This is a genomic window from Streptomyces sp. JHA26, assembly GCF_002005565.1.
In the GTDB taxonomy this organism is placed as follows: domain Bacteria; phylum Actinomycetota; class Actinomycetes; order Streptomycetales; family Streptomycetaceae; genus Streptomyces.
The window spans coordinates 13,632-36,286 of sequence record NZ_BDJC01000054.1 but is presented as its reverse complement, the minus strand read 5'-3'; the positions used below and the strand labels follow the sequence as shown (position 1 = coordinate 36,286).

The window sequence follows — 22,655 nt, the reverse complement described above, 5'->3', positions numbered from 1 at the left end:
CGCGCCTTCGCGAGGACGGGGCTTCGTCTGCGCCCCTTCCGGCTTGCACGTGATTACATAATTACGTAATCTCATCATCATGGAACTCGAAGAGCGCGTCGCCGAGCTCGAACGGCGCGTGACGGAACTGGAGAGCACGGGTCCGGCCGCACCCCCTGTGGGAGAGGGCGACTTCTGGGCCCTCGACGCCCTGAAGGCGCGGCACCCGGTGACACAGGAGGCGGACGGCGCGGTCCTGTTCACCGGGACGGTGCGTGTGCCCACGGGGCACCGGTACGAGTGGCAGTACGGCCTCCTCACGGAGACGCTGTTCGACCACGACTGGCAGGACGCCGCCGAGTCGTTCGCCGCGCTCGGCAACCCCGTGCGGCTGCGGCTGCTGCGGGAGATCCTGGGCGGCCTGCGCACCGCCGCCGAGCTGGCCGCGCTCGAGGACGTCGGCACGACCGGCCAGATCTACCACCACCTGCGCCAGCTGACCGGCGCGGGCTGGCTGCACACGCCCGAGCGCGGCCGGTACGAGGTCCCCGCGGGGCGGGTGGTTCCGCTGCTCGTGGTGCTCACGGCCGCGCGCCCCGTCACCTGACCGTCACCCGCACGAGGAGGAAGACATGTCCGAGAGTCGACGCAAGATCGCCGCGAGGGTCCAGCACGGGCTGTGGCTGATCTTCTTCGTCCAGATCGCCGTCGGGCTGTTCGTGGACCTGCCGTACAGCTACTGGATGAGCTGGCTGCCCGCGCTCGGTGCGATGGCCGTCGGCCTGGTGGGATCACGCTCCGCCCGCCGGAGGATCGACAAGCAGCCCCCGGCGCCGGTGGAGGTCGCGCCCCCGGTCACCGGACGCTGGTCCGCCCTCAACAGCCCGGCCGACAAGGTGCCGAGCCACGGAACGCACCACCTCGCACAGACCTACGCCATCGACATCGCGGCCGAGCCGGCGGACGGGCCCTCCCGCCCCGCCCCCGTCTGGTTCTGGCCCGTCGCCCACCGCAACGAGGCCTACCCCGCCTTCGGGGCGTCCCTGCACGCGGTGGCCGACGCCACCGTCGTCCACGCCGAGGACGGCCAGCGCGACCACCTCAGCCGCAGCTCGCTCCTCGGTGTTCTGTACTTCTGGCTGATCGAGGGTGTCTGCAGGATGCTCGGCGGGTCCCGCCGCATCGTGGGCAACCACGTCGTCCTCGACCTCGGCGGGGGGACGTACGCCCTGTACGCGCACGTCCGGCGCGGCTCCCTCGAGGTCCGGGCGGGCGACAGGGTCGTCGCCGGCCAGGTGCTCGGCCGCTGCGGGAACTCCGGCAACTCGACCCAGCCGCACGTGCACTTCCAGCTGATGGACGGGCCGGACGTGGACACGGCGCGCGGTGTGCCGTTCAGCTGGCGCGGGGTCGGAGTGCCCCACGGGGGCGAGGTGTTCACGGTCGGCGCGGACGCCGCGGTGCCCACGTCGCCCGGCGGTGCGTGACGCCGGGCCGTATCCGTCACCGGCGCCGTCCCGTCGCCCTCGAGGGCCGCCCCTACGGTGGCGCCCGCGCCCTCACCGCAGCAGCCGGTGTCCGGCGGCGGCGCCGCCGGGAGCGTCCAGCAGGGGGATGCGGGCGGTGATGCGCTTGCCGGTGGACGCTCGCTGCGCTTCGAAGTCCTCGGAGACGGCCATGACGATCTCCAGGCCGTGCTGTCCCACCCGCCCCGCATCCGTGGCCCGGGCCACGGGCAGCACCGGGTCGGAGTCCCACACCGCGATCTCGATCGCCCCGCCGGAGATGCGCAGGTCCATCAGCACCGGGCCGGGCGCGTACTTGCGGGCGTTGGTGACCAGTTCGCTGACCACCAACTGCGTCAGGTCCATGGCGCGGGCCGAGACCGTCAGGCCGTGCTCGGTCCGTGCCCGGGCGAGGAAGTCGGCGGCCAGGTGGCGGGCCCGGGCGATGTCCGTGCCGTCGCCGCCCAGGGCCGCCGTGGTCCGCACGGCCGGCTCGTCCGGTGCCGCGCCGTCCTCGTCCGCCGGTGCTGGTCCCATGCGGCCCGCCTTCCCTGCCCCGTTCACACCCTCGCGCGTACCCACACGTCCGCGACACACGCTGCACGTCCCTGCTTCCGCCCCCTCCGGAGCGAGGGCGTCACCCGTACCGGCGCAGGGCGGCACCGCGGGGGAAGGTCCGGGTGTGCCAGTATCACCGGTATGGCAGAAGGAGAGATGACAGATAGCGAACGAACTGAGCAGACACAGCAGGTCGACGGACTGGCGGTCGTGTCCACCGTCGTCGACGGCATCCACGTGGTGACCCTGTCCGGAGAGATCGACCACCACACCGGCGAGGTCCTCCGCCGGGCCCTGGAGGCGGCCGGCACCGCCGGTCCCCGTGTCGTGGTCGACATGCGGCAGGTGACCTTCATGGACTCCAGCGGCATCAATCTCTTCATCGCCGCCCACCACACCCTCACCGAAGCCGGCGGCTGGCTGCGCCTGGCCGGGTCCGGCGAAACCGTGAGGCGCACGCTGCAGATCGTCGGCATCGACACCCTCATCGACTGCCGCGAAACCCTCCGACACGCCCTGACCGACTGACCGGCTCTCCACGCGTGTCCCGACCGTGCCGGGCGCGGGGTGCTCGTGAACCGCCTTCCGAGCACATTCGGCCAAGTGAGAGGATGGCCGACATGGATGTCCTCCGCAGGAACAACGTGACGGTCACCGGAGTCGAGGACGGGCCGGTGGTGGTACTCGCGCACGGGTTCGGCTGCGACCAGAACATGTGGCGCCTGATCGTGCCGGCCCTGACCACCCGGTACCGGGTGGTGCTGTTCGACTACGTCGGCTCCGGCGGTTCGGACCTCTCGGCCTGGAGCGAGGAGCGGTACTCCTCGCTGCACGGCTACGCCCAGGACGTGACGGACGTCTGCGAAGCGCTCGACCTGCGCCGGGCGGTGTTCGTGGGCCATTCGGTCAGTGCCATGGTCGGAGTGCTGGCGGCGCAGGCCGCACCGGAGCGGATCGGGGCGCTGGTCATGGTCGCGCCCTCGCCCTGCTACATCGACGGGGACGGCTACCGGGGTGGCTTCAGCGCGGAGGACATCGACGAGCTTCTGGCCTCCCTGGAGTCGAACTATCTGGGCTGGTCCTCCGCCATGGCCCCGGTGATCATGGGCAATCCGGATCGGCCCCAGCTGGGCCAGGAGCTGACCAACAGCTTCTGCGCCACCGACCCCGACATCGCCCGCGTCTTCGCCCGCACCACCTTCCTGTCCGACAGCCGCCAGGACCTGAGCTCCGTGGAGGTGCCGACGCTGGTGCTGGAGTGCGCCCAGGACGTCATCGCGCCCCGGGAGGTCGGTGCCTTCGTGCAGGCCTCGATCCCCGCCTCCCGGTTGGTCACTCTGGACGCCACCGGGCACTGCCCGCAGCTGAGCGCCCCGGAGGCGACCGCCACGGCGATCCTCGACTTCCTCGGCGACCTGCAGTGATGAGCCGTACGGGCGCGGCTCCGGAGCCTCCCGGGGACGGGACCGGAACGGACGCGGAGTTCATCGCGCTGCTGGAGGACAGTGCCGAAGAGCTGTACGAGTCAGCGCCCTGCGGGTACCTGTCGACGTTGCTGGACGGCACCATCGCCAAGATCAACAGCACTCTGCTGGACTGGCTGGGGCTGGAGCGCGAGGCCGTGGTCGGGCACAAGCGCTTCGCCGATCTGCTCACCGTCGGCGGCAAGCTCTACCACGAGACGCACTTCGCACCGCTGCTGCGCATGCAGGGCACGCTGAAGGGCATCGCCCTGGAGCTGAAGACCGCCGACGGCGGCCGGCTGCCGACACTGGTCTCCTCGGCGCTCAAGTACAGCAGCGAGGGTGAGCCGCTGCTGATCCGCACCACCGTCTTCGACGCCTCCGACCGCCGCGCCTACGAACAAGAGCTGCTGCACCGCCGGCAGGAGGCGGAACGGGCACGCAAGCAGGCGGAGGCCGACCGGGCCCGCCTCGCCGAAGCCCTCGCCGTCCTGCAGAGCTCCCTGGTGCCCGACTCCCTGCCCGCGGTGCCGGGAATGGAGAGCGCCTTCTACTACCACACCGCCTCCGTCGACCGGCTCGGCGGTGACTTCTACGACCTGTTCCCCGTGGACGGCAAGCGGTGGGCGTTCTTCCTCGGCGACGTGTGCGGCAAGGGCCCGCAGGCCGCCGCCGTCACCTCCCTGACCCGCTACACCCTGCGCGCCGCCGCCCTGCACGACGCCGAACCGGCCACCGCCCTGACCACCCTGAACCAGGTGCTGCACGAGCGGTACGCCGCCACCGGCGACCCCCGCTACTGCACCGCCATCTTCGGCACCGTCGAACCCGACCCCGTGACGGGCAGCACCAGCGTCCGTCTGGCCTCCGGCGGCCACCCCCCGGCTCTCGTCCTGCGCGCGGACGGCCACGCCGACTTCCTGCCCACCCCCGGCGGCATGCTCGTCGGTGCCCTGGCAGGCGCCCGGTTCTCCACCGCCACCACCACCCTCGCCCCCGGCGAAACCCTCCTCCTGTACACCGACGGCCTCACCGAGGCGCGCACGGGACCCCACCGTGACAGCCTGTACGGCGAAGACGCCCTGCTCGACTTCGCCGCCCGCCACGCCCCCACCGGCGCCCAGGAGGTGATCACCGCGCTGACCGGCTTGCTGGCCGGATTCGGTGACGGCCTCGACGACGACACCGCCCTCCTGGCCCTCGGCGTCCCCGCCCTCCGCCCGCACGCAGAATCCGCAACGAATCCACCACGATGAGCCCGCTGAACATCACCCGCGAAGACACTGCCACCGGCCCCGTCGTGCACGTCGCCGGCGACCTCGACTACGCCCACGCCACGGCCCTGCGCCAACAGATCGACGCCCTCGACCTGGCCCCGGGCCAGCGCCTGGTCGTCGACCTGGCGGACATGGACTTCTGCGACTCCAGCGGCATCACCGCCTTGCTCGCCGCCCGCCAGCGCGCCCTGTCCGCCGGCGCCGACATCGCCCTGGCCGCGGTCCCGGAGAACACCTTGCGCATCCTGGCCATCGTCGGCCTCGATCAGGTCTTCACCTTCCACCCCGGCGCCGACACCGCCGCCGGTTGACCGCCACACGCACCGCCGACCGGGGCAGAAACGGCCCCCACGCCTTCGGTGCGGGGCCGGCACGCACCGCGGGGAGCGGCCGCGGAAGGGACACCCACGCCGGGCACCCGTGCTCAGTTCTTGCTCAAGTTCCCTCCCGGACGGCGGGTCGCGCGACGATGATCGAACGTAAGCCGAACAGAACGACGGAGCGCCGACGGCCCGGCCACGGTGCCGGGCGCGGCAAGGGGGATGCCATGGCCAAAGCGGTGCGGGCCTCACTGGGAGAGATGTGGATCACGTGTCAGGTCTGCAAGGGCGATCTCTTCCGCGAGCGGGGGGTGAAACTCAACAGCACGGGCGGGGAGTTCTTCAATCTTGCCTGGGCGGACGAGACCGCCACGGGGCTGATCTGCCTGCGGTGCGGTTTCGTGCACCTCTTCGCCCAGGGGCAGATACAACTGCACCGCGCCAAGGACTGATGCCACGCGCCGGTGCTGGTGCGCCTGCACGGGGGTGGCGCGGAGGTGGCGGCCGGCCCCTGACGGAAGCCGGCCGACGACGGAGGCCACCGGGGCGTCGTCTGGCCACCGGGTCACCGTCTGGCTCAGCCGTGCTGGCGGGAAGGGCGTTCTCCGGTCAGGGTGAAGTAGTCGTTCCTGCCTCATCGGTCCATGCCGCCTACCCGCAAGGAGTGCTTTCGTGTCCGGACGCAACAACACCCTGATCCGCAGCCTGCACGACGTGGGCCTGGCAGCCTGGTTCGGTGGCTCCTTGATGGGGGCGATCGGGCTCAACGGGGCGGCCGAGCACGAGGGCTCCACGGTTGCCGCCAGGGCCCGGATCGCTTCGGTCGGCTGGGCGAAGTGGGTACCGGTCAACGCCGCCGCCATCGGTGCGCACCTGTTCGGCGGCGGTGGTCTGCTCGCCGTGAACGCCCACCGGGTCAGGACCCAGCAGGGTGTGGGTGCCTCCACCACGGCCAAGACGGCCGTCACGGCTGCCGCTCTGGCCGCCACCGCCTACGCCCGCGTTCTCGGCAAGAAGGTCGAACTGGCCTCCTCCTACAGCGTCGAGGACAACGAGAAGGCGGCCGAGCACCCCATCGACCTGGAAAAGGCCCAGCGTCAGCTCGCCTGGGCGCAGTGGGCGGTGCCCGCGTTCACCGGATGCCTCGTCGTCCTCAACGCCCTCCACGGCGAACAGCAACGCCCCATGGCCCAGTTCCGCGGCATGTGGGAGCACGCCCGTTCCTCCACTCCGCTCGTCCCCTGACGGCTCCGCTCCCTCCGTGGCCGTGCCCGGGCTGGAGGACAGGACCGCCGGAGGTGGGCGGTCCGCGGCACCACGGCCCGGTGACGGCGTACCTGCCGGCGGTGGAGCCGCGGCAGGCGCCTTGCAGGACGTCCGTCCTGTCCGGGCGTGTCCCGGACAGGACATGGACCAGGCGGGACATCCCCTCACCTGTCCGGGACACCCCCTCCCCCTGGATGTGCGAGGCCGGCCGGGCGAATCTGGGGCGGTGGATTTCCGGCCCGGAAACGGTCCGCCCGCCTCCGGTCGGCCAGGACGGGCTCGTCTCAGTCACTTCAGGGGAGAACACATGAATCGGTTGCGCGTCCTCCTACGCTCCGCAGGCACGCTCACCGCCGGGACCGCACTCGCCGTGGGGCTGTCCGCCGGAACGGCCAACGCCGTCTCGGTCAGCTGGAACGCCCAGTACACCCAGGCCGACATCAGCGGCGCCCACGCCTGGGGCTCGGTGTCGCAGTCGACCGCCACCAGTCGTATCTACGTCACGACCAACATCCGGGACTCGGCGAGCGACAGCAAGGGCGCGCGCGTCTTCGTCCGCGCCACCTATCAGGAGGGCTGGGGCGGAAGCCGTACCGAGAACCTGAGCGCCTCCGGCTACATGGCCGAGAACCAGCGGACCTGGAACTTCGACTACACCACCTCGTGGATCGAGGTGATGGAGTGCAAGACCGAGGGGGGTGTGACGGAGACGTGCGCCGGCTGGCACAAGATCTGGGGCGGTCCCTGATCCGGTGACCCACTCGTCCCGCGCGGGACGGCCACCGGCAAGGGCGGCTTCATGTCCCCGGTGGCCGCGGCGAAGCGGGGCGGGACGGCCGTCGACGCGGCCGTGGGCGACGGCGACGGCGGCCGCGGAATCGGCCTCGCGCGCCGTCGCCTCCTCGCGGTGGCGTGAGGGGTTCGGCCCGACGGACGCCGACCGGCTCCGCCGCGGGGCCCCGGTCCCGCGTGACCGGTGCCGAGGTCGGGCCCCTGGCGGTGGGCCATCACGGCAGGGACGGTCAGGACGCGGCGCGGACCGCCGTGTCGATGCCGCGGGACGCGACGACCTGTGCGCTCCCGTCGGCGAGGCGGTAGCACAGGCCCACCACCGCGGCTTGCCCGGCGGCGACCTTCTCGGCGAGCCCCCGGGAGCGGTCCAGCAGAAGGTCCACCGTGTGCCGGACGTGCTCGGCGAGGATCTCCTGCGCCTCGACCTTTCCGGCGGCCCGCGCCGCCAGCACACTGGGGGTCACCCGCTCGACGACGTCCCGCACGTATCCGGCCGGTGTCATGCCGTTCTCCAGGGCGGCGCACGCCGCGCCGACCGCGCCGCACGAGTCGTGCCCGAGGACCACGATCAACGGGCAGCCCAGGACGTCCACCCCGTACTCGATGCTGCCCAGCACCTCCGGGCCCATGACATGGCCCGCGGTGCGCACCACGAACAGGTCGCCCAGGCCGCGGTCGAAGATGATCTCGGCAGCCAGCCGGGAGTCGGAACACCCGAACAGCACGGCGAAGGGCTGCTGGGACGGTGCGATCTCGGTGCGGCGGGCGGCGTCCTGGTTGGGGTGCTCGGGGCTGCCGGCGATGAAGCGCTGGTTGCCGGCCAGCAGCAGTTCGAAGGCGTCGCGGGGCGTCGGGGTCTGGATCTCGGTCATGGCCGTAGCCTACGAGTCGGCGCCGGCTCTCGCACCGCCCGGCCCGCGTCGACGGACAGCCCGGCACGGAAGCCGTCCTCCTCCGGACCGCGGCGTGTCTCGGAGACCCCTCTGTGGTGTGACTCTGTTCTCCACCACGGGCAGCGATCGTCCAGCACGTCGGGTCACTCGGGTGCCTGCTGGATGCGAACAGCGAACCGGGACCGGCGGTGCGAGACGCGTGCCGCGGTGGCCGGAGACATCGGGATCAGACGATCTTGACGGTGATGTCACCGCCTTCGAGTGCAGTGGTCTCGTCGGCGGGTGCGGTGATGTCGGTGACGAGGATGTCCACGAGGGTGGGGGGGCCGACGTAGGCATGGGCGGTGCGGCCGAGTTTGCTGCCGTCGGCGGCGGCGATGACGCGCCGCGCCGAAGCGATGGCGGCTTTCTTCACCGCCGCCTCGTCGAGGTCGTAGGCGGTCACGCCGTCGGCGGAGGTCAGGCCGCAGCAGCCCAGTACTGCGGTGTCGAAGCGCAGCGCCGCGAGGGAGGCGAGGGTGAGGGGCCCGGTGAGGGCTCCTTCAGGTGCGCGGGGCCTGCCCCCGGGGACCAGAAGCCCGGTCGGCCGGGGTGCGTCGCTCAGGACGTTCAGGGCCTGCAACGACAGGGGCATGACGGTGACCTGCCGTCCACGCAGCAGACGTGCGACTTCGAGGCAGGTGGTACCGCTGTCCAGCAGGACGGTCTCGCCGTCGGCGATGAGCGAGACCACCTCGGCCGCGATCCGGCGCTTGGCGTCGACGGCCTCGTGAACGCGTAGCGCGAAGGGTGGCTCGTCCCCCCTCAACAGCAGGGCGCGGGCACCGCCACGCATCCGTTCGAGGACGCCCTGTGCGGCCAGGTGATCCAGATCGCGGCGGATGGTCATGTCCGAGGCGCCCGTCAGGTCGGCCAGTTCACCGACCGTGACGGTCCCCGCCTCCCGAACGGCCCGGGCGATCAGACGATGACGGTCCGCAGTGCTCATACCGTGATTCAACACCACTCCGACCGAACCCCAGTAGTGTTCGAAAGGCCCTGTTCCAAACAGTCAAGTTGTTCGTTATTGTCTCGGGCATGGAAAGAGCGCTGCGCGTTGCCCGCTTCACCACCTTCGTCTATTTCATCCTCAACGGCACATTGCTGGGCATGTGGGTGGTGCAGATCCCGGCCATCGAGAACCACGTGGGCATCAGCCACGCGGCCCTGGGCGGGTTCCTCGTGCTGCTGGGGGCCGGGGCGTTCATCGGCATGCAGTTCGGCGGCCGCCTGTCCGACCGGTTCGGCACACGCACCGTCGTCCCCCTGTCCGGCGCGCTGTGCAGCGCGACCCTGGTCCTGCCCGGCCTGGCCCAGGAACCCTGGGTCCTCGGAGCGGCCCTGCTGGCCTTCGGCTTCGGGAACGGCACCCTCGACGTCAGCATGAACGCGCACGCCGTACAGGTGGAGACGGCGTACCAGCGGCCCGTCATGTCGGCCTTTCACGCCACGTTCTCCGTCGGCGGTGTCCTGGCCGCCCTCGCCGGTGCCGCGGCCATCGACATCGGCTGGGGCACGGCCGCGACCCTGGCCGTCACCGCCGGCATCGGTACCGTCGTCGCCCTGGCCTCGGCCCGCGGCCTCCTGCCCGCCGCACCGGACACATCCGCGGCCGAAGCCGACGGCGCTGCCCCCGACGGGAAGCGCGCTGTTCCCGGCCGGATCTGGCTGCTCGCCGTCCTGGCGTTGCTGATCATGCTGTGCGAGGGCGCCGCCAACGACTGGAGCGTCCTGCACCTCAAGACCGTCCTGGGCGCTTCGGAGAGCACCGCCGCCTTCGCCTACGGGACGTTCGCGGCGACGATGACCATCGGCAGGCTCCTGGCGGACCGGGTGTCCGCACGATTCGGTCCGGTCGCCGTCCTGCGGTACGGCGCGGCTCTGGCCGCCACCGGCATCACGCTCGTGGCCCTCGCACCGTGGATCTGGACCGCGCTGACAGGCTGGGCACTGTTCGGCCTCGGCCTGTCCGGCTGTATCCCCCAGCTGTTCAGTGCCGCCGGACACATCGATCCCGCGGCCGCCGGCACCAACGTCTCACGAGTCGCCGGACTCGGCTACGTCGGCATGCTCGCGGGCCCCGCAGTCATCGGTTGGATGACCCATCTCATGGCCCTCAACCACACCTTCCTGCTCCCGGCCCTGCTCTGTGCGACAGCCGTTGCCGGCGCCGGGATCCTGCGCGCCCCCACCCCCTCCGACCGACCGCACGCAGTCGAGCTGACCTCCTGATCCGATGATCGGGACGACGACAGCGGGCCGCCCGGTCCGCTCGCGCAGGGCGGCGTTCCCGGTCATGAGCGTCGCGATCACGGCGGCGACCGAACAGCTCGCGTACGTCCTCATGCCCGAGCCCCACGACGTCCCCCGCCGGCAGCTCAGGTGCCCGCAGCCGTGGTGAGCACCGGCCCGGGTGGGCCGTACTGGCCGCACGAGCGGAACGCGCGCTGCGCGGCGGGCGCTTTCGCCTTTCCTGTCCCGGTGTCCTCGTGCCACCTCATGGCACCGGTTCCTCGCGGTCAGGCTCGGCGGGCGCAGGCCGTGAGGCGATCGGCGAGGGCGGTGACGAGGTCGCGGAGTTCATCGGGCCGTTCGATGACGAACGGCCGGTCGAGCGAGGCGAGTACCGGAGGCAGCCAGTCGAGTCGCTCCGCCCGCAGTTCGACGCGCAGCCAGCGCTCGGCCGTCCGGTCCTCGCCGGCCACGGGCTCGTGCTCCTCCAGGCTCGCGACGCCGGCCGGAAGGTGGGCGCGGATCTGCTCGACCGTTCCGTGGATCCGCAGGGTCACCTCGTGCCGGTACTCGGCCGTGGCGAACGCCGACAGCACGCGCTGTGCCGGATCGGGGCCCACGGGTGCCTCGAAGGAGCCGGGCAGGGTCCGCGCGTCCGCGATGCGGTCGAGCCGGAAGGTGCGGTCCTCGCCGATCCGGGCGTCCTCGCCCGTGACGTACCACCGGCCCGCGTGGGCGACGATCCCGTACGCGTGCAGCGTACGTTCGCTGCGTCGTCCGTTCCGGTCGGTGTAGCGGACCGAGACCGGTCGGTGGTGGCGCACCGCATCGGCGATCGTGAGCAGGACCTCGGCGTCCGGGGTGTCGAACCCGCCGGGCCGGTCCGTGAAGGCGAGGGTTTCCAGGAGTGTGTCGAGCCGGCGGGCGATGTGCCGGGGCAGTACCCGCCGGATCTTCGCCGATGCCGTCTCGCTCGCCGTGTGCTGCGTCGTCGTCAACCCCGCTCGGCGGCCGGCGATCAGGCCGAGCAGCACGGCCAGCGCCTCGTCGCCGTTGAGCATGAGCGGAGGCAGGCGGTGCCCGGGGGCGAGCCGGTAGCCGCCGTAGCGGCCGCGCACCGATTCCACGGGCACGTCCAGGTCGATCAGCTGGTCGACGTACCGGCGCACGGTGCGCCCTTCGACGCCGAGCCGGTCGGCGAGTTCGGCCACCGTCCGGGTGCCGCCCGACTGCAGCAGCTCCAGGAGTGTCAGCACGCGGCCGGTGGGTCGAGACATGTCCGCAGCCTAACGCGCATACAGGACCGATTCTGTCCCCTATTTCTCCTAGCCTGCGACGTGCACGTCCCCGGCACAGCCAAGGAGATTCCCATGGACTTCGTCTCGATCCGCATCATCACCGACGACGTGGCACGCCTCGTCGACTTCTACGAGCGGGCCACAGGAGCGCGGGCGACGTGGGCCACCGAGGACTTCGCCGAACTCGGGACCGCGGGAGCCACCCTCGCGATCGCCGGCACCCGCACGGTCCCGCTGTTCGCCCCGGGCTCCGCCCGTCCGGCGGACAACCACAGCGTGATCACCGAGTTCCTCGTCGACGACGTGGACCGCGTCCACCAGAACCTGACCGGCTTCGTCACCGACTTCGTCACCGAGCCCACCACGATGCCCTGGGGCAACCGGTCACTGCTGCTCCGTGACCCCGACGGCAACCTCGTCAACTTCTTCACCCCCGTCACCCCGGCGGCCGTCGAGAAGTTCGCCCACCGGCTCCACGCGCAGCCTCTCACGCACAGGCCCTGAGATCCCGGGCTCTCCGTGAACGCGGCCACCGCGCCCGGGGACACCGGCGCGCGGGCGGTCCCGCCGGACGGTCATCCGCCGGGTCCGGTCGTCGTGCGCAGTACGGCGCGGGCGGCCGCGCGCAGGGCCGCGACGCCGGTGCTGTCGCCGTGACCGGCGAGCCAGGCGAGCGCGGCGGTGCAGGGCGAGAGCCCCCTCACGTGCGTGTAGACGAGCCCGGGACGGGGGTAGAACTCGCGGGCCCCCGCCGGCAGGAAGGCGATGCCCTGTCCGTTCGCGACCGCGAGCAGCAGGGACTCGACGTCGGTGACGACCGGCCCGTAGCGCACCCGGGTGCCGTCGGGCCGCGGGTTGCCGGTCCAGTGGTTCCACCAGCCGCGCACCGTGTCACCCGGGAGGTCCACGAAGGGCCGGTCGGCGAGGTCCGCCATGGTGAGCGGCTCCCGGCGCCGGGCGAGTGGGTCTCCCGCGGGCAGGCACACCACCCGCGGTTCGCTGGCGAGTTGCAGGGTGCGGATGCCCGCGGGCAGCGGCTGCCGCAGGAAGGCGGCGTCCACCTCGCCGGTGACCAGCGCCCGGACCTGGTTCACCAGGTCCAGGGAACGCATCTCGATCTCGCTCTCGGGGTGCCGCCGGCGGAACTCGGCGAGGATCCGCCGGGCGTACGGCATCGCGGCCTCGGCGCCGATGAAGCCGATCCGCAGCCGCCCGCACACCCGGCGCGACTGACTCCGTATCACCTCTCCCAGCCGGTCCGCCGCCTCCACGACGGCGCGGGCCTCGGGCAGCAGTGCCTGCCCCGCCGTCGTGAGCTCCACCCGGCGGGTGGAGCGCCGGACCAGGTGGACGCGCATGCGGCGTTCCAGGGCGATGATCTGTCGGCTGAGCGCGGGCTGGCTGATGAACATCCGCTTCGCCGCCCGCCCGAAGTGGAGGTCCTGGGCCAGTGCCAGAAAGAGCCGCAGTTGGTGCACGCTCGGGTCGGCCGTCACGAGGGAACCGCCCCGGCGGACGGCCCGCCCGCCCTCGCCCCGCTCTCGCCAGGTCCCCCGTAACCGTCTGTCACCATTTCTCCCGCAGTCCCCCGGTCAGCGTGCCCTCCACAGTGCCTCGCCGCCGGCCTCCCCCGCAGTCCCCCACAAGCGTGTTCTCCCCTCCTGATAGCCATGTGGGTATGGATGTGCGGCGCGGCCGCATGAGTCATCCCTTCAACCGCGGTGCCCCTGCCGGGCACGATGTGTGACGTCTCCCGGACGGCCGCCATGGGATGCGGCCGCCGGATCGCTCAGGAAGGGGAAACGAGCATGTCAGCACGTAAGGTTCTGGCCATGGCGGCAGCCGCGGCGGCTCTCGTCGTGGGACCGGCGCTGTCCGGCTCCGCGTCGGCCGAGCCGGCGGCCGCGCAGTCGGCGTACGCCCGGCAGGCCCGGGCAGCCGGTCTCACCGGTGCCCAGGCCGCCGAGCTCCAGCAGCAGGTGGACCGTTACCTGACGACGCACCCGGACGCCCGCCAGGTGTCGGCGAACCGGCTCACGACCGAGGGCGGGGCCGTGACCATCCCCGCTCCCGGGGAGAGCCGGGTCCGTGACCTCGCCTCGCCGGAGGCCGCGGTGGCCTGTGGCGAGGGCCACCTGTGCATCGTGGACGGCCGCGGCCGTCACTACGACTACTACCGGTGCGGCCGGTACAGCTTCGACGGCATCGGCGACGGCACCTTCAACAACAACCAGACGACCGGCACCGTCGCCCGCTTCTACAACTCCGACGGCAGCCTGCGCTGGTCGAACCGCGCCAAGGACACCGGCACCGCGTCCTGGACCCCGGTCTTCTTCGTCCAGCCCTGCTGATCTCCCCCGCGGAGAGCCCGGCGCCGGGTGCCGCCCGGTTCGCGGTCCGCGAACCGGGACCGGGCGAAGGCGGTCGTCGGCGGCGCGGCACCGGGCCGTGACCCCGTGCCGCGAGCAGGGACACGCCGCCGCCCCCTCCCCGGCCTCGTCCGGAACGGGCAGCACCCGAGGGCGTCGCGGAGGGCCGGAGGGGGCGGCGGTCGGAGCAGCGGGGCCGGTCCTGATCACCACGACGGGCGTCTCAGCGGGCAGCGGCCTCCTCCACCGTCGCGCGCACCTCCAGGACGGTGTCCACTCCGGTGAGCTGCAGGAGCCGGCGCAGTTGCCGCGTCGGGGCGACCACCCGGAAGTCGACCGTTTGGTGGGTGAGGATCAGCAGGTTCAGCAGTGTCGAGTCCGCGAAGGTGATGCCGGAGGCGTCCAGGATCACCTTCGGATACACCTCGGCCGCGGAACTCAGCGCGTCCGCCAGCGGCGTGATCGACTGCATGTCGTACGCGCCTCGCGCGTCGACGACCCAGGCCCCACACCGCTCGTACTGCGCCACCGTGGTCCGGTCCAGGACCTGCGGCCGGCACCCGTCGGCGCCACTCGAGCACTCCGTGACCACGTCTTCCCTGGACACCTTCGGGACCCTCCTGTGTCTCCCCCACCAAATACTGCTATCTGTTGCGCGAAAAGTATGTCATGCATTAGGTGTCAGGCAAAGACGGTCCCTAAAATGCTGTGCATGGTTGAAGTGCCTGGATCCCACACCGGATGGACGTTCGTCACCAATCACGCGCGCGTGCTGGCGGCCATCGCCGACAACCCGAACATCCGGATCCGCGACATCGCCGCCCACTGCCGGCTCACCGAGCGCGCCGTCCAGCGGATCATCTCCGATCTCGAACAGGACGGTTACCTCTCCCACACCCGCGACGGGCGCACGAACACCTACCGCATCGAGCCGGAGAAGGTCCTGCGTCACCCGGCGGAAGCGGGCCTGACCGTGGCCGCCCTGCTCTCCCTGCTCGTCCAGGACGAGACCGACCGCGGACGGAAACCCGACGCCCAGTTCTCCCGCCTGGTCGATAGCGGCGGTACGCGGTAGGGGCGGAGCGAACACCGATCGCGCGCGTTCAACCAGCCCGGTGTCCGCTCCGGGCCTGCCGTGGGGACGGAAAAAAGGGGGAAGGGCCGCTTCGACCTCCCCAGGCACCACAGCCCTTCCCCGCCTGCGCGCGACTACCCGCCCGGACCGGCCCCACTCCCCCGTTCCTCCCCGAGACGGTGCGCTCGGCCCCGGGACGGAGGAGGACGCCGTGGATGAGGGTGCAGCGGCGAGGCCGTCGGTTCGCCTCAGCGCTGCGGGGCATCCCTTCCGGCAGACGCGGGTCCCGTCGCCGGTGGATCGGCGGAACGGGGCCCGTACCAGTCCAGGACCATGACCGTCGCGTCGTCCTCGAGGCCGTCGTGGCAGGCGTCCCGCACGGCGGCCGTCAGGGCGCGGACGGTTTCCCTGGGGTGCAGGTCGCGGGTGTCACGGACGAGCGCGGGCAGGCCGGCCGCGGCGGCACGGCGGTCCTGCATGCCGTCGGTGAGCAGGATCAGCCGGTCCCCGGGACGCAGGCGCAGCTCCTGCAGGCCGTAGGGAACCGGGGAGACCACTCCGAACGGGAGGTTCACGGCGAGTCCGACCTCCTCCACGGTCTCGCCACGCACCCGCAAGGGCCAGGGGTGACCGGCGTTGACCAGTTTCGCGACTCCTGTTCCCAGGTCGATGCAGAACAGTTGCCCGGTGGCCAGGCCGCGGCCGTAGGCCAGCAGGGCCTCGTGGGCGTGGTGGGCCTGTCTGAGGGCGTCGCAGCCGTCACGGCGGGCCCGGCGCAGCGCTCCGACCAACAAGGTGGCCAGCAGGGCCGAGTCGGTGTCGTGGCCCATGGCGTCCGTGATGGAGAGGTACAGGGTGTCGCGGTCGAGGCTGTAGTCGTACGTGTCGCCGCCGATGTCGTCGGCCGGGACGAGCCCCGCGGCCAGCGTGAACTCGTCGGCCTCGCAGCACGGGGCCGAGGGCAGCAACTGGTGCTGGATCTCGGCGGCCATGCTGGTCCTGGTGGTGCGCCGGCCCACGTGGTAGAGGTCGGTGAAACGGCGGTCGGTGACGATGATGTAGGCCAGCGCGTGCGCCGCCTCGCCGATCTGTCCGAGGACGGTGTCATCGGCGTGCTGCAGGGTCACCTCCAGCACGCCGATGCAGTCGCCGCGGTTGGTGACGGGCGTGATGACGCGCTGCCCGCCCTGGCCGTCCGGCACCACACGCCGGCGCTGACCGCGCAGGACGCTGTCGTAGACGCTGTCCTGCAGGTCGATCAGCTCGGACCGGGCCGACAGGCCGCCGTCCACGGCCGCGGGCAACCGCACCAGTCGTTGGCCGACGAGGTCGACGAACAGGAAGGACACGTGCTCCGCCCCGAATCGCTTCTGCAGATTCCGCGCGACCACGTCGACGGACCCTCCGGGGGGCGCCGCCTCCGCTGCGGCCAGAAGCTCTCCCAGTTCCAGATCTCCACCCTCCACGGCAACCTCCTGTCCGGTGCCGTGACGTCTTCCCCGCAATCTTTCGAAGTCACCCGGGCGGCCGGCCCGCCGACCGGCCCGCCATCGAGTCGGTCGCTCCGGGGGGCGGGGCGCCCGTTGCCGTGGCGGATGTCGAGCGTCCCGTCCTGCGGGCACGCGGTCGGGGGAGGGCTCCGCCCCGCGGTCCGCGGCCCGTGTGCCGTGGAGGTGCGGGACGCGGGCGGACGTGAGGCCGTCGGCCGGTGCCTTCCCCTGACGGACCCGCTCGCCCGCCGGCGCCGCCGCGCGGGGCCGTCCCCCGTACCGCCCGGCCGTGGCCGGGCGCGTCGCCCGGGCACCGGTCCCGCGGGCGAGGAGGCGCAGGGTTCCCACTGCTGCGCCCGCGGGACCGATGGGACAGTCCAGTACCCCTCGTTCCACCCGGTACGCCGGATACCGGCATCCATGTCCGGTTCGATCTTCCTGCGTCTTCTCCTCGACGGCCGAACAGCACGGAAGGGCGGGCCCGGTCCTGTCGGACCGAACCCGCCCTGCGCACACCGCCGTTCGCGGTGGCACGAACCGTGCCGCGCTCAGGACGCGGCAGACATCACCACCGGTACCAGCGGCCCCGGCGGCCGCCGGCCGCCGGGCGGACGATGAAGCCCAGCAGCCACACCACCAGCACGATCACCGCGACCCACCACAGGGCCTTGAGCGCGAAACCCGCACCGAAAAGGATCAGGGCCAGAAGAAGAACCAGAAGCAGGGGAACCATTGTCATCAACCTCCTGGCCGACGTGTGCTCCCAACTCGTCCCCGCAAACACGGAATCGACGCGTTCCTTTCACGGAACCGGGGGCATACGCACACGCCGTGCCGATCCTCCGGATGCCGGGCCCCGGGCACCGGTCGGGAGCGCCGCCGGCATGGTCGTGCCGTCGGCCGCGCGGCGGGCGCTGTTTGACCTTGACACGGTGACAGGGTCTTCACTGCCTGCCGAGGAGGTGGTCTCCATGACGGCCACGACACAGGACACGAGTACGGAGCGAGCGCTCCGGGCACTGCAGGACGGCCGTTCGTCCGTGCGGCTGCGAGCCGCTCTGGCGCTCGGTACGACGCCCGATCCGCAGTGCGTCGGCGCACTGGTCGAGCGATGCGCGATCGAGCCCGAGTTCCTGGTCCGCGACATGCTGACCTGGGCGCTCACCCGCCACCCCGTGTCCACGACGCTCCCCCGGCTGCTCCGCGAAGTCCGCGGGGAACGCGCGCAGGCACGGAGTCAGGCGCTGCACACGCTGTCCAAGATCGGGGACCGGCGGGCGTGGCCGGCGATCACACCCGCGCTGCTGTGCGACGCCGACGATGAGGTGGCGCGCAGCGCCTGGCGGGCCGCGGTCGTCCTCGTGCCGGAAGGCGAGGAGCCGGCGTTGGCCGCGGTGCTGGTGACGCAACTCGGGCGCGGCGGGCGGGAGACGCAGCTGAGTCTCAGTCGGGCGCTGGTCGCGCTGGGGGAGGTGGTGGTGCCGGTTCTGCTCGCCGCGGAGTCGGCCGCCGATCCGCCGGTGCGCGCGCACGCGCTCGCCACACAGCGGCTGCTGCGCGACCCGGACGCCGGATTCGAGTTCGCGATCGAGGAGGCGAAGCGCGTCGTGGCCCTCGGCGGGTCCGGCCATGGAGGAGGATAGGAGGTGTTGATCGGTGAGGTGGCGCGACGGTCCGGGGTCAGTGCCCGCATGCTCAGGCATTACGAGTCGCTGGGTCTGGTGCGTCCTTCGGGCCGGACCGGCTCCGGTTACCGGGAGTACTCCGGGGAGGACATCCGGCGGATCTTCCAGATCGAGAGCCTGCGGTCGCTGGGACTGTCGCTGCGCGACATCGGACGCGCACTCGACGATCCCGGCTTCACGCCCTCGGCGCTCGTCGGCGACCTCATCCGCCGGACGCGTGAACGCATCGCGGCGGAGACCGAGTTGCTCACGCGGCTGTGCCGGATCCACGCGGCGGACCCCGACGGCTGGGAGGACGTCCTCCAAGTTGTCGCGCTCCTCCAGGCACTGGGCTCGAAGAGCGCCGACGCGCGCCAGCGCGCGGCCCTCTCCTCGGCCGACGAGGTGCCCGTGGAGGCCCTGGTCGAGGCGGCCCTGCGCGAGAGGGAGCCCAATGTCGCCGGGGCCCTGCGCTGGGCCCTGGCGCGATCGGGCGACGGCGGGCCGGCACTGCTGGCCCGGGCCCTGGGCTCGCCGGTGGCCGCGGTGCGGGAGCGTGCCGTTCGGACCCTCGCCGAGATACCCGGTGACGAGGCCACGGAACAGCTGCGGAAGGCGCTCGCGCACCCCGACGTCGTGGTCCGCGGGCACGCGGCGCTGACGCTCGGGACACGCGGTGGGGCCGACGCGGTCCCGACACTCATCGACATGATCGTGGAGGGGAGGAACGACACCGATGCGGCCGATGCGCTGAGTGCGCTGGCGGGCGACACCGCGACGGCGGACGAGATCGCGACCGGGCTCGTCCACCGCCTCGCCCACGGCACCACGCGGGCGCCCGCGCGCGGACGGCTGACCCAGGCGCTGGCGGACATCCCGGGGACGAAGGCGTCCCGCGCCCTCGTGGAGTTGTCGCACGACGCGGACCGTGCCGTGGCGCTGACCGCGACCTACCTCCTCCAACTCCGCGACGCACGGTGACGTCTGCTCCCGAAGACTTCCCGCGCGATGCCGTGCAGGCATACGACCGCGCCCCAGGGGCACGTGGAGAACAGCCCGAACTTACGCAGCACTGCAAGGAGGAGAGTCGTGTCGTTTCTCTGGGCCATCATCGCGGGACTCATCATCGGCCTGCTGGCCAAGCTGGTCGTCCCCGGGCGCCAGCCCATCCCGCTGTGGCTGACGACCATCCTCGGCATCATCGGGGCCGTCGCCGGCAACGCACTCGCCACCGCCTTCGGCGTACGCGACACCGGCGGCATCGACTGGATCCGCCACGTCCTGCAGATCGGCGTCGCAGCCCTGCTCATCGCTCTCGTCACCCCCTTCTGGGCCCGACGGCACGCCTGAGTCGGTCGCGTGCGAAAAGGGGTGTGTCCGCCGGCAAGTGGCCGGCGGACACACCCCTTTTGGCAGTCGGCCCGGTCATGGGAGGAGCCCGTCCCCCGGGGCGTCCGCCATCGGGGCCCGGCGCACCCGGCCTCGGCCGTACGACCCGTCACGACGCCCGGGCTGTCCGGTCCCGTCGGCGTCGGAACGGGAGCGGGTCTTCGGCCGGATCGTGCGGGTGCTGCCGGACCGGGTCGAGACGACCGACCCCCCGGGTGTCAGCCGCGCGGGAGCAGGAATCGGGCGAGACCGGCGGTGACCAGGAGGAAGGCGGCCACGGCCAGGAGGCCAAGTCGCATGCCCGGCAGGGAGAAGCCTCCGTCGGGACCGGCGAGCACGCTGCCGAACAGGGCCACGGAGAGCGCGCCGCCGGTCTGGCGGGACGCGTTGAGCAGCCCCGACGCGATCCCCGCGCGCCGACCCGGCACGGCGTCCATCAGCAGCGCGGTCAGCGCCGGCACCGCGAGCGCGCCGCCCACGCTCAGCGGCACCAGCAGGACCACCACCAGCCACAGGGGGGTGTGCGCGGCCAGCGGCAGCATGGTGACCATCGCCGCGCCGAACAGCACCTGCCCGGTGACGATCACCGCCCGTCGGCCGATCCGCTCCGCCAGCCGCGGTGACACCAGGTTGGTCGCCGTCACCAGCGCCGACATCGGGACGAACATCAGTCCGGCCTCGATCCCCGACATGCCGCGCAACTGCTGGTAGTACAGCCCCAGGACGAAGATCCCACCGTAGAAGGCGGCGTTGAGGGCGAAGCCGACCGCCAGCGCGGGCGCCACCCGGCGGTCGCGCAGCATGCCGAGCGGGACCATGGGGTGGTCGTGCCGGGCCTCCACCCGGTGGAAGGCGTACCCGGAGACGACGGCGAGCGCGGCGGCGGCCAGTACCGGCCCACTGGTCCAGCCCAGGTGGCCGCCCTCGATCGCGGCGAAGACCAGGGCGGCCAGCGCCAGTACGGCGGTGAGCTGGCCGGCGCCGTCCAGCGCGGCGGGCCGCCGCGGGGAGCGCTCCACCCGCACCAGCAGGCCGAGGATCACCGCCCCCACCGGCAGGTTGAGCAGGAACACCGACCGCCAGCCGGCGCCGTCGGTGAGCAACCCGCCGAGCACCGGGCCCGCGGCCATCGCCACCGACCCGCCGACCGTCCACAGCGCGATGGCGCGGGCGCGTTCCCGGGCGTCCTCGTAGGCGTGGCGGATCAGCGCCAGCGAGGCCGGCATCACCACCGCGGCGGCGGCGCCCTGGACCACGCGCGCACCGATCAGCACGCCGATGCCGGGCGCGAGGGCGCAGCCGAGGGAGGCGAGGGTGAAGAGGGCGACGCCCCAGGCGTAGGCGCGGCGGGCACCGGCCCGGTCGGCGAAGGCGCCGGCGGAGAGCATCAGGGCCGCGAACATCAGGGTGTACGCGTCGACCACCCACTGCAGTCCGGCCATCCCCCCGCTGAGGGAGTGTCGGATCGCGGGCAGCGCGATGTTGACGGCCGAGACGTCGACGGTGATCACCGTGAAGCCGAGCAGCGCCGCGACCAGTGCCGTCGTGTTCCGCCTCGGCGCGCCGGAGTCGTCCGTGGGCGCCCCGGCCGGGCGGCTCCGGGCGGGCTGCCGCCGGAGCGCGCGCAACCGCGGTTCGCGTGCGTTCCTGGGCGCGGTGTCCCTGGACGGGGCGGCGGACGGTGACGAGGTCGTGGGCACGACGGACTCCTGATACTGGCGACGGACCCGCTCCCCCCTGGAGCGGGTGGGCGGGCGGCCCCGTGCGCCGGGCCGCGGTCCGGTGTCGTGCACCCCCTGGGCCCCGGCGGCCGGGCCGCCCGCTCCGGGACCGACTCTGCCCGGGTACGGCCCGGCCCGGCAGACCGCGCCGTACCCGGGGTGCCGCGTTCCAGGTCCTGACACGGCCCCTCACGCTCCCCGCCCGCCTGCCACAATGGCCGGATGGCAGCAACAGGGGACGCGCGCGGCACCGAACTCGGACGCTACCTGAAGGCCCGCAGGGCACAGGTGCGTCCGGAGGACGTCGGACTGCCGCCCGGCGCGGGACTCCGCCGTACCCCCGGGCTGCGGCGCGAGGAGCTGGCCGCGCTGGCGGGGGTGAGCGTCGACTACTACATCCGGCTGGAGCGCGGCCGGGAGACCAACCCCTCCCCCGCGGTCGTGGACGCCCTCGGCCGCGCGCTGAGGCTGCGCGGTGACGGCTACGAGCGTCTGCACGAACTGGCGGAGCTGGCCTCCGGCCGGCCCTCCGAGCTTCCCGCGTCCTCCGACCACGGTGTCCGTGACTCGGTCCTGCGCATGCTGGAGGCGGTCCGCCCGCTGCCCGCCTACGTGGTGAGCCGCTTCAACCGCGTGCTCGCGGCGAACCCGCCCGGACGGCGGCTGTTGCCGGGGCTCTGGGAGTGGCCGGAGGAGCAGCGCAATCTGACGCGCTATCTCTTCCTCCACCCGGTCGGCCGGGCCCTGTACGAGCCCTGGGAGGACACCGTCGCCCGCTCGGTCGCCCATCTGCGGGCGGTGGCCGGGGCCGCCCCGGACGACCCCGAACTGACCGCACTGGTCGGTGAACTGGTGCTGAAGTCACCCGAGTTCGCGCGGCTGTGGGAACGGTACGACGTCTGTGAACGGGGTGGCGGGCAGAAGTCGTTCCGGCATCCGAAGGCAGGGGAGATGACCCTGACCTACGAGGTCATGCGGCTGGCCCGGACGGGCGGCCAGCGGATGGTGGTCTACCAGGCGGTCCCCGGGACCCCGGACGAGGCGAACATGCTCCGCCTGGATCCGGCGCGGCACCGGAACGAGCCGGAGCCCGCGGAGCACTCCGGGGCGGCCGACGAGCCCGGCTCCCCCGCCGTTCCCGTCCTCACCGGCGCGGTCTCCGCCGCGCTCTCGGGGTCGGACGTCCCTCGGACCGGCGGTGGGCACGAGGCCCGTCGTTGACGGCGGGTGACGGCGGGGACTTCGGTGTGCCCGCCGCCGCGGCAGGGGTGGGTGGCCGGGCGTCCCGAGGCGCTGCGGAAGTCCACGGGCCACGAGGTCGGGGC

26 protein-coding genes are annotated in these 22,655 nt (G+C 72.5%); 17 read left to right on the top strand and 9 right to left on the bottom strand.

Going from position 1 to position 22,655, the window contains the following annotated elements:
- Nucleotides 1–79: 79 nt before the first annotated feature.
- Nucleotides 80–586, top strand: a complete 507-nt coding sequence (locus tag JHAT_RS26835; RefSeq protein WP_077800846.1) for a helix-turn-helix transcriptional regulator — start codon at nucleotides 80–82, stop codon at nucleotides 584–586.
- Between the two features lie 25 nt (nucleotides 587–611).
- Nucleotides 612–1,466, top strand: coding sequence for a M23 family metallopeptidase (locus tag JHAT_RS26830; protein WP_077800845.1), 855 nt, complete (start codon nucleotides 612–614; stop codon nucleotides 1,464–1,466).
- 72 nt (nucleotides 1,467–1,538) lie between these two features.
- Here JHAT_RS26830 and JHAT_RS26825 read toward each other — a convergent pair whose 3' ends face one another.
- Nucleotides 1,539–2,021, bottom strand: coding sequence for an ATP-binding protein (locus tag JHAT_RS26825; protein WP_077800844.1), 483 nt, complete (start codon nucleotides 2,019–2,021; stop codon nucleotides 1,539–1,541).
- Nucleotides 2,022–2,198: 177 nt separating this feature from the next.
- On the opposite strand from JHAT_RS26825, the gene JHAT_RS26820 reads away from it, so the two are divergent.
- From JHAT_RS26820 to JHAT_RS26790, 7 genes are all read left to right on the top strand, one after another.
- On the top strand, nucleotides 2,199–2,570 hold the full coding sequence (locus tag JHAT_RS26820; protein ID WP_253195617.1) for an STAS domain-containing protein: 372 nt from the start codon (nucleotides 2,199–2,201) through the stop codon (nucleotides 2,568–2,570).
- 92 nt (nucleotides 2,571–2,662) lie between these two features.
- Nucleotides 2,663–3,466 (top strand): alpha/beta fold hydrolase, encoded by an 804-nt coding sequence (locus JHAT_RS26815; RefSeq protein ID WP_077800863.1) that lies wholly within the window; start codon nucleotides 2,663–2,665, stop codon nucleotides 3,464–3,466.
- Nucleotides 3,466–4,761 carry a PP2C family protein-serine/threonine phosphatase gene (locus tag JHAT_RS26810; protein ID WP_077800842.1) on the top strand — a complete coding sequence of 432 codons (1,296 nt, stop codon included), beginning with the start codon at nucleotides 3,466–3,468 and terminating at the stop codon, nucleotides 4,759–4,761. Before JHAT_RS26815 ends, JHAT_RS26810 begins: the two co-directional genes overlap by 1 nt.
- Nucleotides 4,758–5,093, top strand: a complete 336-nt coding sequence (locus tag JHAT_RS26805) for an STAS domain-containing protein (protein ID WP_077800841.1) — start codon at nucleotides 4,758–4,760, stop codon at nucleotides 5,091–5,093. Before JHAT_RS26810 ends, JHAT_RS26805 begins: the two co-directional genes overlap by 4 nt.
- 236 nt (nucleotides 5,094–5,329) lie before the next feature.
- Entirely contained in the window at nucleotides 5,330–5,554 is a 225-nt protein-coding gene (locus JHAT_RS26800) for a hypothetical protein (protein ID WP_077800840.1), read from the top strand.
- A gap of 220 nt (nucleotides 5,555–5,774) precedes the next feature.
- Entirely contained in the window at nucleotides 5,775–6,347 is a 573-nt protein-coding gene (locus JHAT_RS26795; protein WP_077800839.1) for a hypothetical protein, read from the top strand.
- 328 nt (nucleotides 6,348–6,675) lie between these two features.
- Nucleotides 6,676–7,116, top strand: coding sequence for a hypothetical protein (locus tag JHAT_RS26790; protein WP_143660519.1), 441 nt, complete (start codon nucleotides 6,676–6,678; stop codon nucleotides 7,114–7,116).
- Between the two features lie 274 nt (nucleotides 7,117–7,390).
- Here JHAT_RS26790 and JHAT_RS26780 read toward each other — a convergent pair whose 3' ends face one another.
- Together JHAT_RS26780 and JHAT_RS26775 are read right to left on the bottom strand one after the other, a co-directional pair.
- Nucleotides 7,391–8,032: a carbonic anhydrase gene (locus tag JHAT_RS26780; protein ID WP_077800836.1), complete on the bottom strand. Its 642-nt coding sequence runs from the start codon at nucleotides 8,030–8,032 to the stop codon at nucleotides 7,391–7,393.
- A 247-nt stretch (nucleotides 8,033–8,279) separates the two neighbouring features.
- Nucleotides 8,280–9,041 carry a DeoR/GlpR family DNA-binding transcription regulator gene (locus tag JHAT_RS26775; RefSeq protein ID WP_077800835.1) on the bottom strand — a complete coding sequence of 254 codons (762 nt, stop codon included), beginning with the start codon at nucleotides 9,039–9,041 and terminating at the stop codon, nucleotides 8,280–8,282.
- 89 nt (nucleotides 9,042–9,130) lie between these two features.
- Here JHAT_RS26775 and JHAT_RS26770 point away from each other — a divergent pair, with 89 nt between their 5' ends.
- Nucleotides 9,131–10,324 (top strand): MFS transporter, encoded by a 1,194-nt coding sequence (locus tag JHAT_RS26770; RefSeq protein ID WP_077800834.1) that lies wholly within the window; start codon nucleotides 9,131–9,133, stop codon nucleotides 10,322–10,324.
- 287 nt (nucleotides 10,325–10,611) lie between these two features.
- Here the strand turns inward: JHAT_RS26770 and JHAT_RS26765 are convergent, their stop codons facing one another.
- Nucleotides 10,612–11,601, bottom strand: coding sequence for a YafY family protein (locus JHAT_RS26765; protein ID WP_077800833.1), 990 nt, complete (start codon nucleotides 11,599–11,601; stop codon nucleotides 10,612–10,614).
- 93 nt (nucleotides 11,602–11,694) lie between these two features.
- Between JHAT_RS26765 and JHAT_RS26760 the strand changes: the two genes are divergently transcribed.
- Nucleotides 11,695–12,126, top strand: a complete 432-nt coding sequence (locus tag JHAT_RS26760) for a glyoxalase/bleomycin resistance/extradiol dioxygenase family protein (RefSeq protein WP_077800832.1) — start codon at nucleotides 11,695–11,697, stop codon at nucleotides 12,124–12,126.
- A 71-nt stretch (nucleotides 12,127–12,197) separates the two neighbouring features.
- Here the strand turns inward: JHAT_RS26760 and JHAT_RS26755 are convergent, their stop codons facing one another.
- A complete protein-coding gene (locus tag JHAT_RS26755; RefSeq protein WP_077800831.1) occupies nucleotides 12,198–13,118 on the bottom strand; it encodes a LysR family transcriptional regulator in 921 nt (306 codons plus the stop codon).
- Nucleotides 13,119–13,430: 312 nt separating this feature from the next.
- On the opposite strand from JHAT_RS26755, the gene JHAT_RS26750 reads away from it, so the two are divergent.
- A complete protein-coding gene (locus tag JHAT_RS26750; RefSeq protein WP_077800830.1) occupies nucleotides 13,431–13,973 on the top strand; it encodes a hypothetical protein in 543 nt (180 codons plus the stop codon).
- 241 nt (nucleotides 13,974–14,214) lie between these two features.
- On the opposite strand, the gene JHAT_RS26745 is transcribed toward JHAT_RS26750, so the two are convergent.
- Entirely contained in the window at nucleotides 14,215–14,598 is a 384-nt protein-coding gene (locus tag JHAT_RS26745; protein ID WP_375603593.1) for an STAS domain-containing protein, read from the bottom strand.
- Nucleotides 14,599–14,703: 105 nt separating this feature from the next.
- Between JHAT_RS26745 and JHAT_RS26740 the strand changes: the two genes are divergently transcribed.
- Entirely contained in the window at nucleotides 14,704–15,066 is a 363-nt protein-coding gene (locus JHAT_RS26740; protein ID WP_077800861.1) for a helix-turn-helix domain-containing protein, read from the top strand.
- A gap of 248 nt (nucleotides 15,067–15,314) precedes the next feature.
- On the opposite strand, the gene JHAT_RS26735 is transcribed toward JHAT_RS26740, so the two are convergent.
- Together JHAT_RS26735 and JHAT_RS26730 are read right to left on the bottom strand one after the other, a co-directional pair.
- A complete protein-coding gene (locus JHAT_RS26735) occupies nucleotides 15,315–16,532 on the bottom strand; it encodes a PP2C family protein-serine/threonine phosphatase (protein WP_077800829.1) in 1,218 nt (405 codons plus the stop codon).
- Nucleotides 16,533–17,121: 589 nt separating this feature from the next.
- A complete protein-coding gene (locus JHAT_RS26730; protein ID WP_077800860.1) occupies nucleotides 17,122–17,289 on the bottom strand; it encodes a hydrophobic protein in 168 nt (55 codons plus the stop codon).
- 238 nt (nucleotides 17,290–17,527) lie between these two features.
- On the opposite strand from JHAT_RS26730, the gene JHAT_RS26725 reads away from it, so the two are divergent.
- From JHAT_RS26725 to JHAT_RS26715, 3 genes are all read left to right on the top strand, one after another.
- Nucleotides 17,528–18,199 (top strand): HEAT repeat domain-containing protein, encoded by a 672-nt coding sequence (locus JHAT_RS26725; RefSeq protein ID WP_253195616.1) that lies wholly within the window; start codon nucleotides 17,528–17,530, stop codon nucleotides 18,197–18,199.
- Nucleotides 18,200–18,202: 3 nt separating this feature from the next.
- The gene (locus JHAT_RS26720; protein WP_077800827.1) at nucleotides 18,203–19,201 is read left to right on the top strand and encodes a MerR family transcriptional regulator; all 999 of its coding nucleotides are present in this window, start codon (nucleotides 18,203–18,205) and stop codon (nucleotides 19,199–19,201) included.
- 108 nt (nucleotides 19,202–19,309) lie between these two features.
- Nucleotides 19,310–19,570 (top strand): GlsB/YeaQ/YmgE family stress response membrane protein, encoded by a 261-nt coding sequence (locus tag JHAT_RS26715; protein WP_077800826.1) that lies wholly within the window; start codon nucleotides 19,310–19,312, stop codon nucleotides 19,568–19,570.
- A gap of 257 nt (nucleotides 19,571–19,827) precedes the next feature.
- Here JHAT_RS26715 and JHAT_RS26710 read toward each other — a convergent pair whose 3' ends face one another.
- On the bottom strand, nucleotides 19,828–21,309 hold the full coding sequence (locus JHAT_RS26710) for an MFS transporter (protein WP_077800825.1): 1,482 nt from the start codon (nucleotides 21,307–21,309) through the stop codon (nucleotides 19,828–19,830).
- A 243-nt stretch (nucleotides 21,310–21,552) separates the two neighbouring features.
- On the opposite strand from JHAT_RS26710, the gene JHAT_RS26705 reads away from it, so the two are divergent.
- Nucleotides 21,553–22,551 (top strand): helix-turn-helix domain-containing protein, encoded by a 999-nt coding sequence (locus JHAT_RS26705; protein ID WP_253195615.1) that lies wholly within the window; start codon nucleotides 21,553–21,555, stop codon nucleotides 22,549–22,551.
- Nucleotides 22,552–22,655: the final 104 nt, after the last annotated feature.

What these genes read in the sequence shown, in the direction of transcription:
- JHAT_RS26740 (WP_077800861.1), top strand. Translation starts at nt 14,704, where the DNA reads ATGGTTGAAGTGCCTGGATCCCACACCGGATGGACGTTCGTCACCAAT.
- JHAT_RS26770 (WP_077800834.1), top strand. Translation starts at nt 9,131, where the DNA reads ATGGAAAGAGCGCTGCGCGTTGCCCGCTTCACCACCTTCGTCTATTTC.
- JHAT_RS26815 (WP_077800863.1), top strand. Translation starts at nt 2,663, where the DNA reads ATGGATGTCCTCCGCAGGAACAACGTGACGGTCACCGGAGTCGAGGAC.
- JHAT_RS26705 (WP_253195615.1), top strand. Translation starts at nt 21,553, where the DNA reads ATGGCAGCAACAGGGGACGCGCGCGGCACCGAACTCGGACGCTACCTG.
- JHAT_RS26830 (WP_077800845.1), top strand. Translation starts at nt 612, where the DNA reads ATGTCCGAGAGTCGACGCAAGATCGCCGCGAGGGTCCAGCACGGGCTG.
- JHAT_RS26825 (WP_077800844.1), bottom strand. Translation starts at nt 2,021, where the DNA reads ATGGGACCAGCACCGGCGGACGAGGACGGCGCGGCACCGGACGAGCCG.
- JHAT_RS26730 (WP_077800860.1), bottom strand. Translation starts at nt 17,289, where the DNA reads ATGGTTCCCCTGCTTCTGGTTCTTCTTCTGGCCCTGATCCTTTTCGGT.
- JHAT_RS26775 (WP_077800835.1), bottom strand. Translation starts at nt 9,041, where the DNA reads ATGAGCACTGCGGACCGTCATCGTCTGATCGCCCGGGCCGTTCGGGAG.
- JHAT_RS26805 (WP_077800841.1), top strand. Translation starts at nt 4,758, where the DNA reads ATGAGCCCGCTGAACATCACCCGCGAAGACACTGCCACCGGCCCCGTC.
- JHAT_RS26725 (WP_253195616.1), top strand. Translation starts at nt 17,528, where the DNA reads ATGACGGCCACGACACAGGACACGAGTACGGAGCGAGCGCTCCGGGCA.
- JHAT_RS26800 (WP_077800840.1), top strand. Translation starts at nt 5,330, where the DNA reads ATGGCCAAAGCGGTGCGGGCCTCACTGGGAGAGATGTGGATCACGTGT.
- JHAT_RS26835 (WP_077800846.1), top strand. Translation starts at nt 80, where the DNA reads ATGGAACTCGAAGAGCGCGTCGCCGAGCTCGAACGGCGCGTGACGGAA.
- JHAT_RS26765 (WP_077800833.1), bottom strand. Translation starts at nt 11,601, where the DNA reads ATGTCTCGACCCACCGGCCGCGTGCTGACACTCCTGGAGCTGCTGCAG.
- JHAT_RS26780 (WP_077800836.1), bottom strand. Translation starts at nt 8,032, where the DNA reads ATGACCGAGATCCAGACCCCGACGCCCCGCGACGCCTTCGAACTGCTG.
- JHAT_RS26790 (WP_143660519.1), top strand. Translation starts at nt 6,676, where the DNA reads ATGAATCGGTTGCGCGTCCTCCTACGCTCCGCAGGCACGCTCACCGCC.
- JHAT_RS26760 (WP_077800832.1), top strand. Translation starts at nt 11,695, where the DNA reads ATGGACTTCGTCTCGATCCGCATCATCACCGACGACGTGGCACGCCTC.
- JHAT_RS26810 (WP_077800842.1), top strand. Translation starts at nt 3,466, where the DNA reads ATGAGCCGTACGGGCGCGGCTCCGGAGCCTCCCGGGGACGGGACCGGA.
- JHAT_RS26750 (WP_077800830.1), top strand. Translation starts at nt 13,431, where the DNA reads ATGTCAGCACGTAAGGTTCTGGCCATGGCGGCAGCCGCGGCGGCTCTC.
- JHAT_RS26820 (WP_253195617.1), top strand. Translation starts at nt 2,199, where the DNA reads ATGACAGATAGCGAACGAACTGAGCAGACACAGCAGGTCGACGGACTG.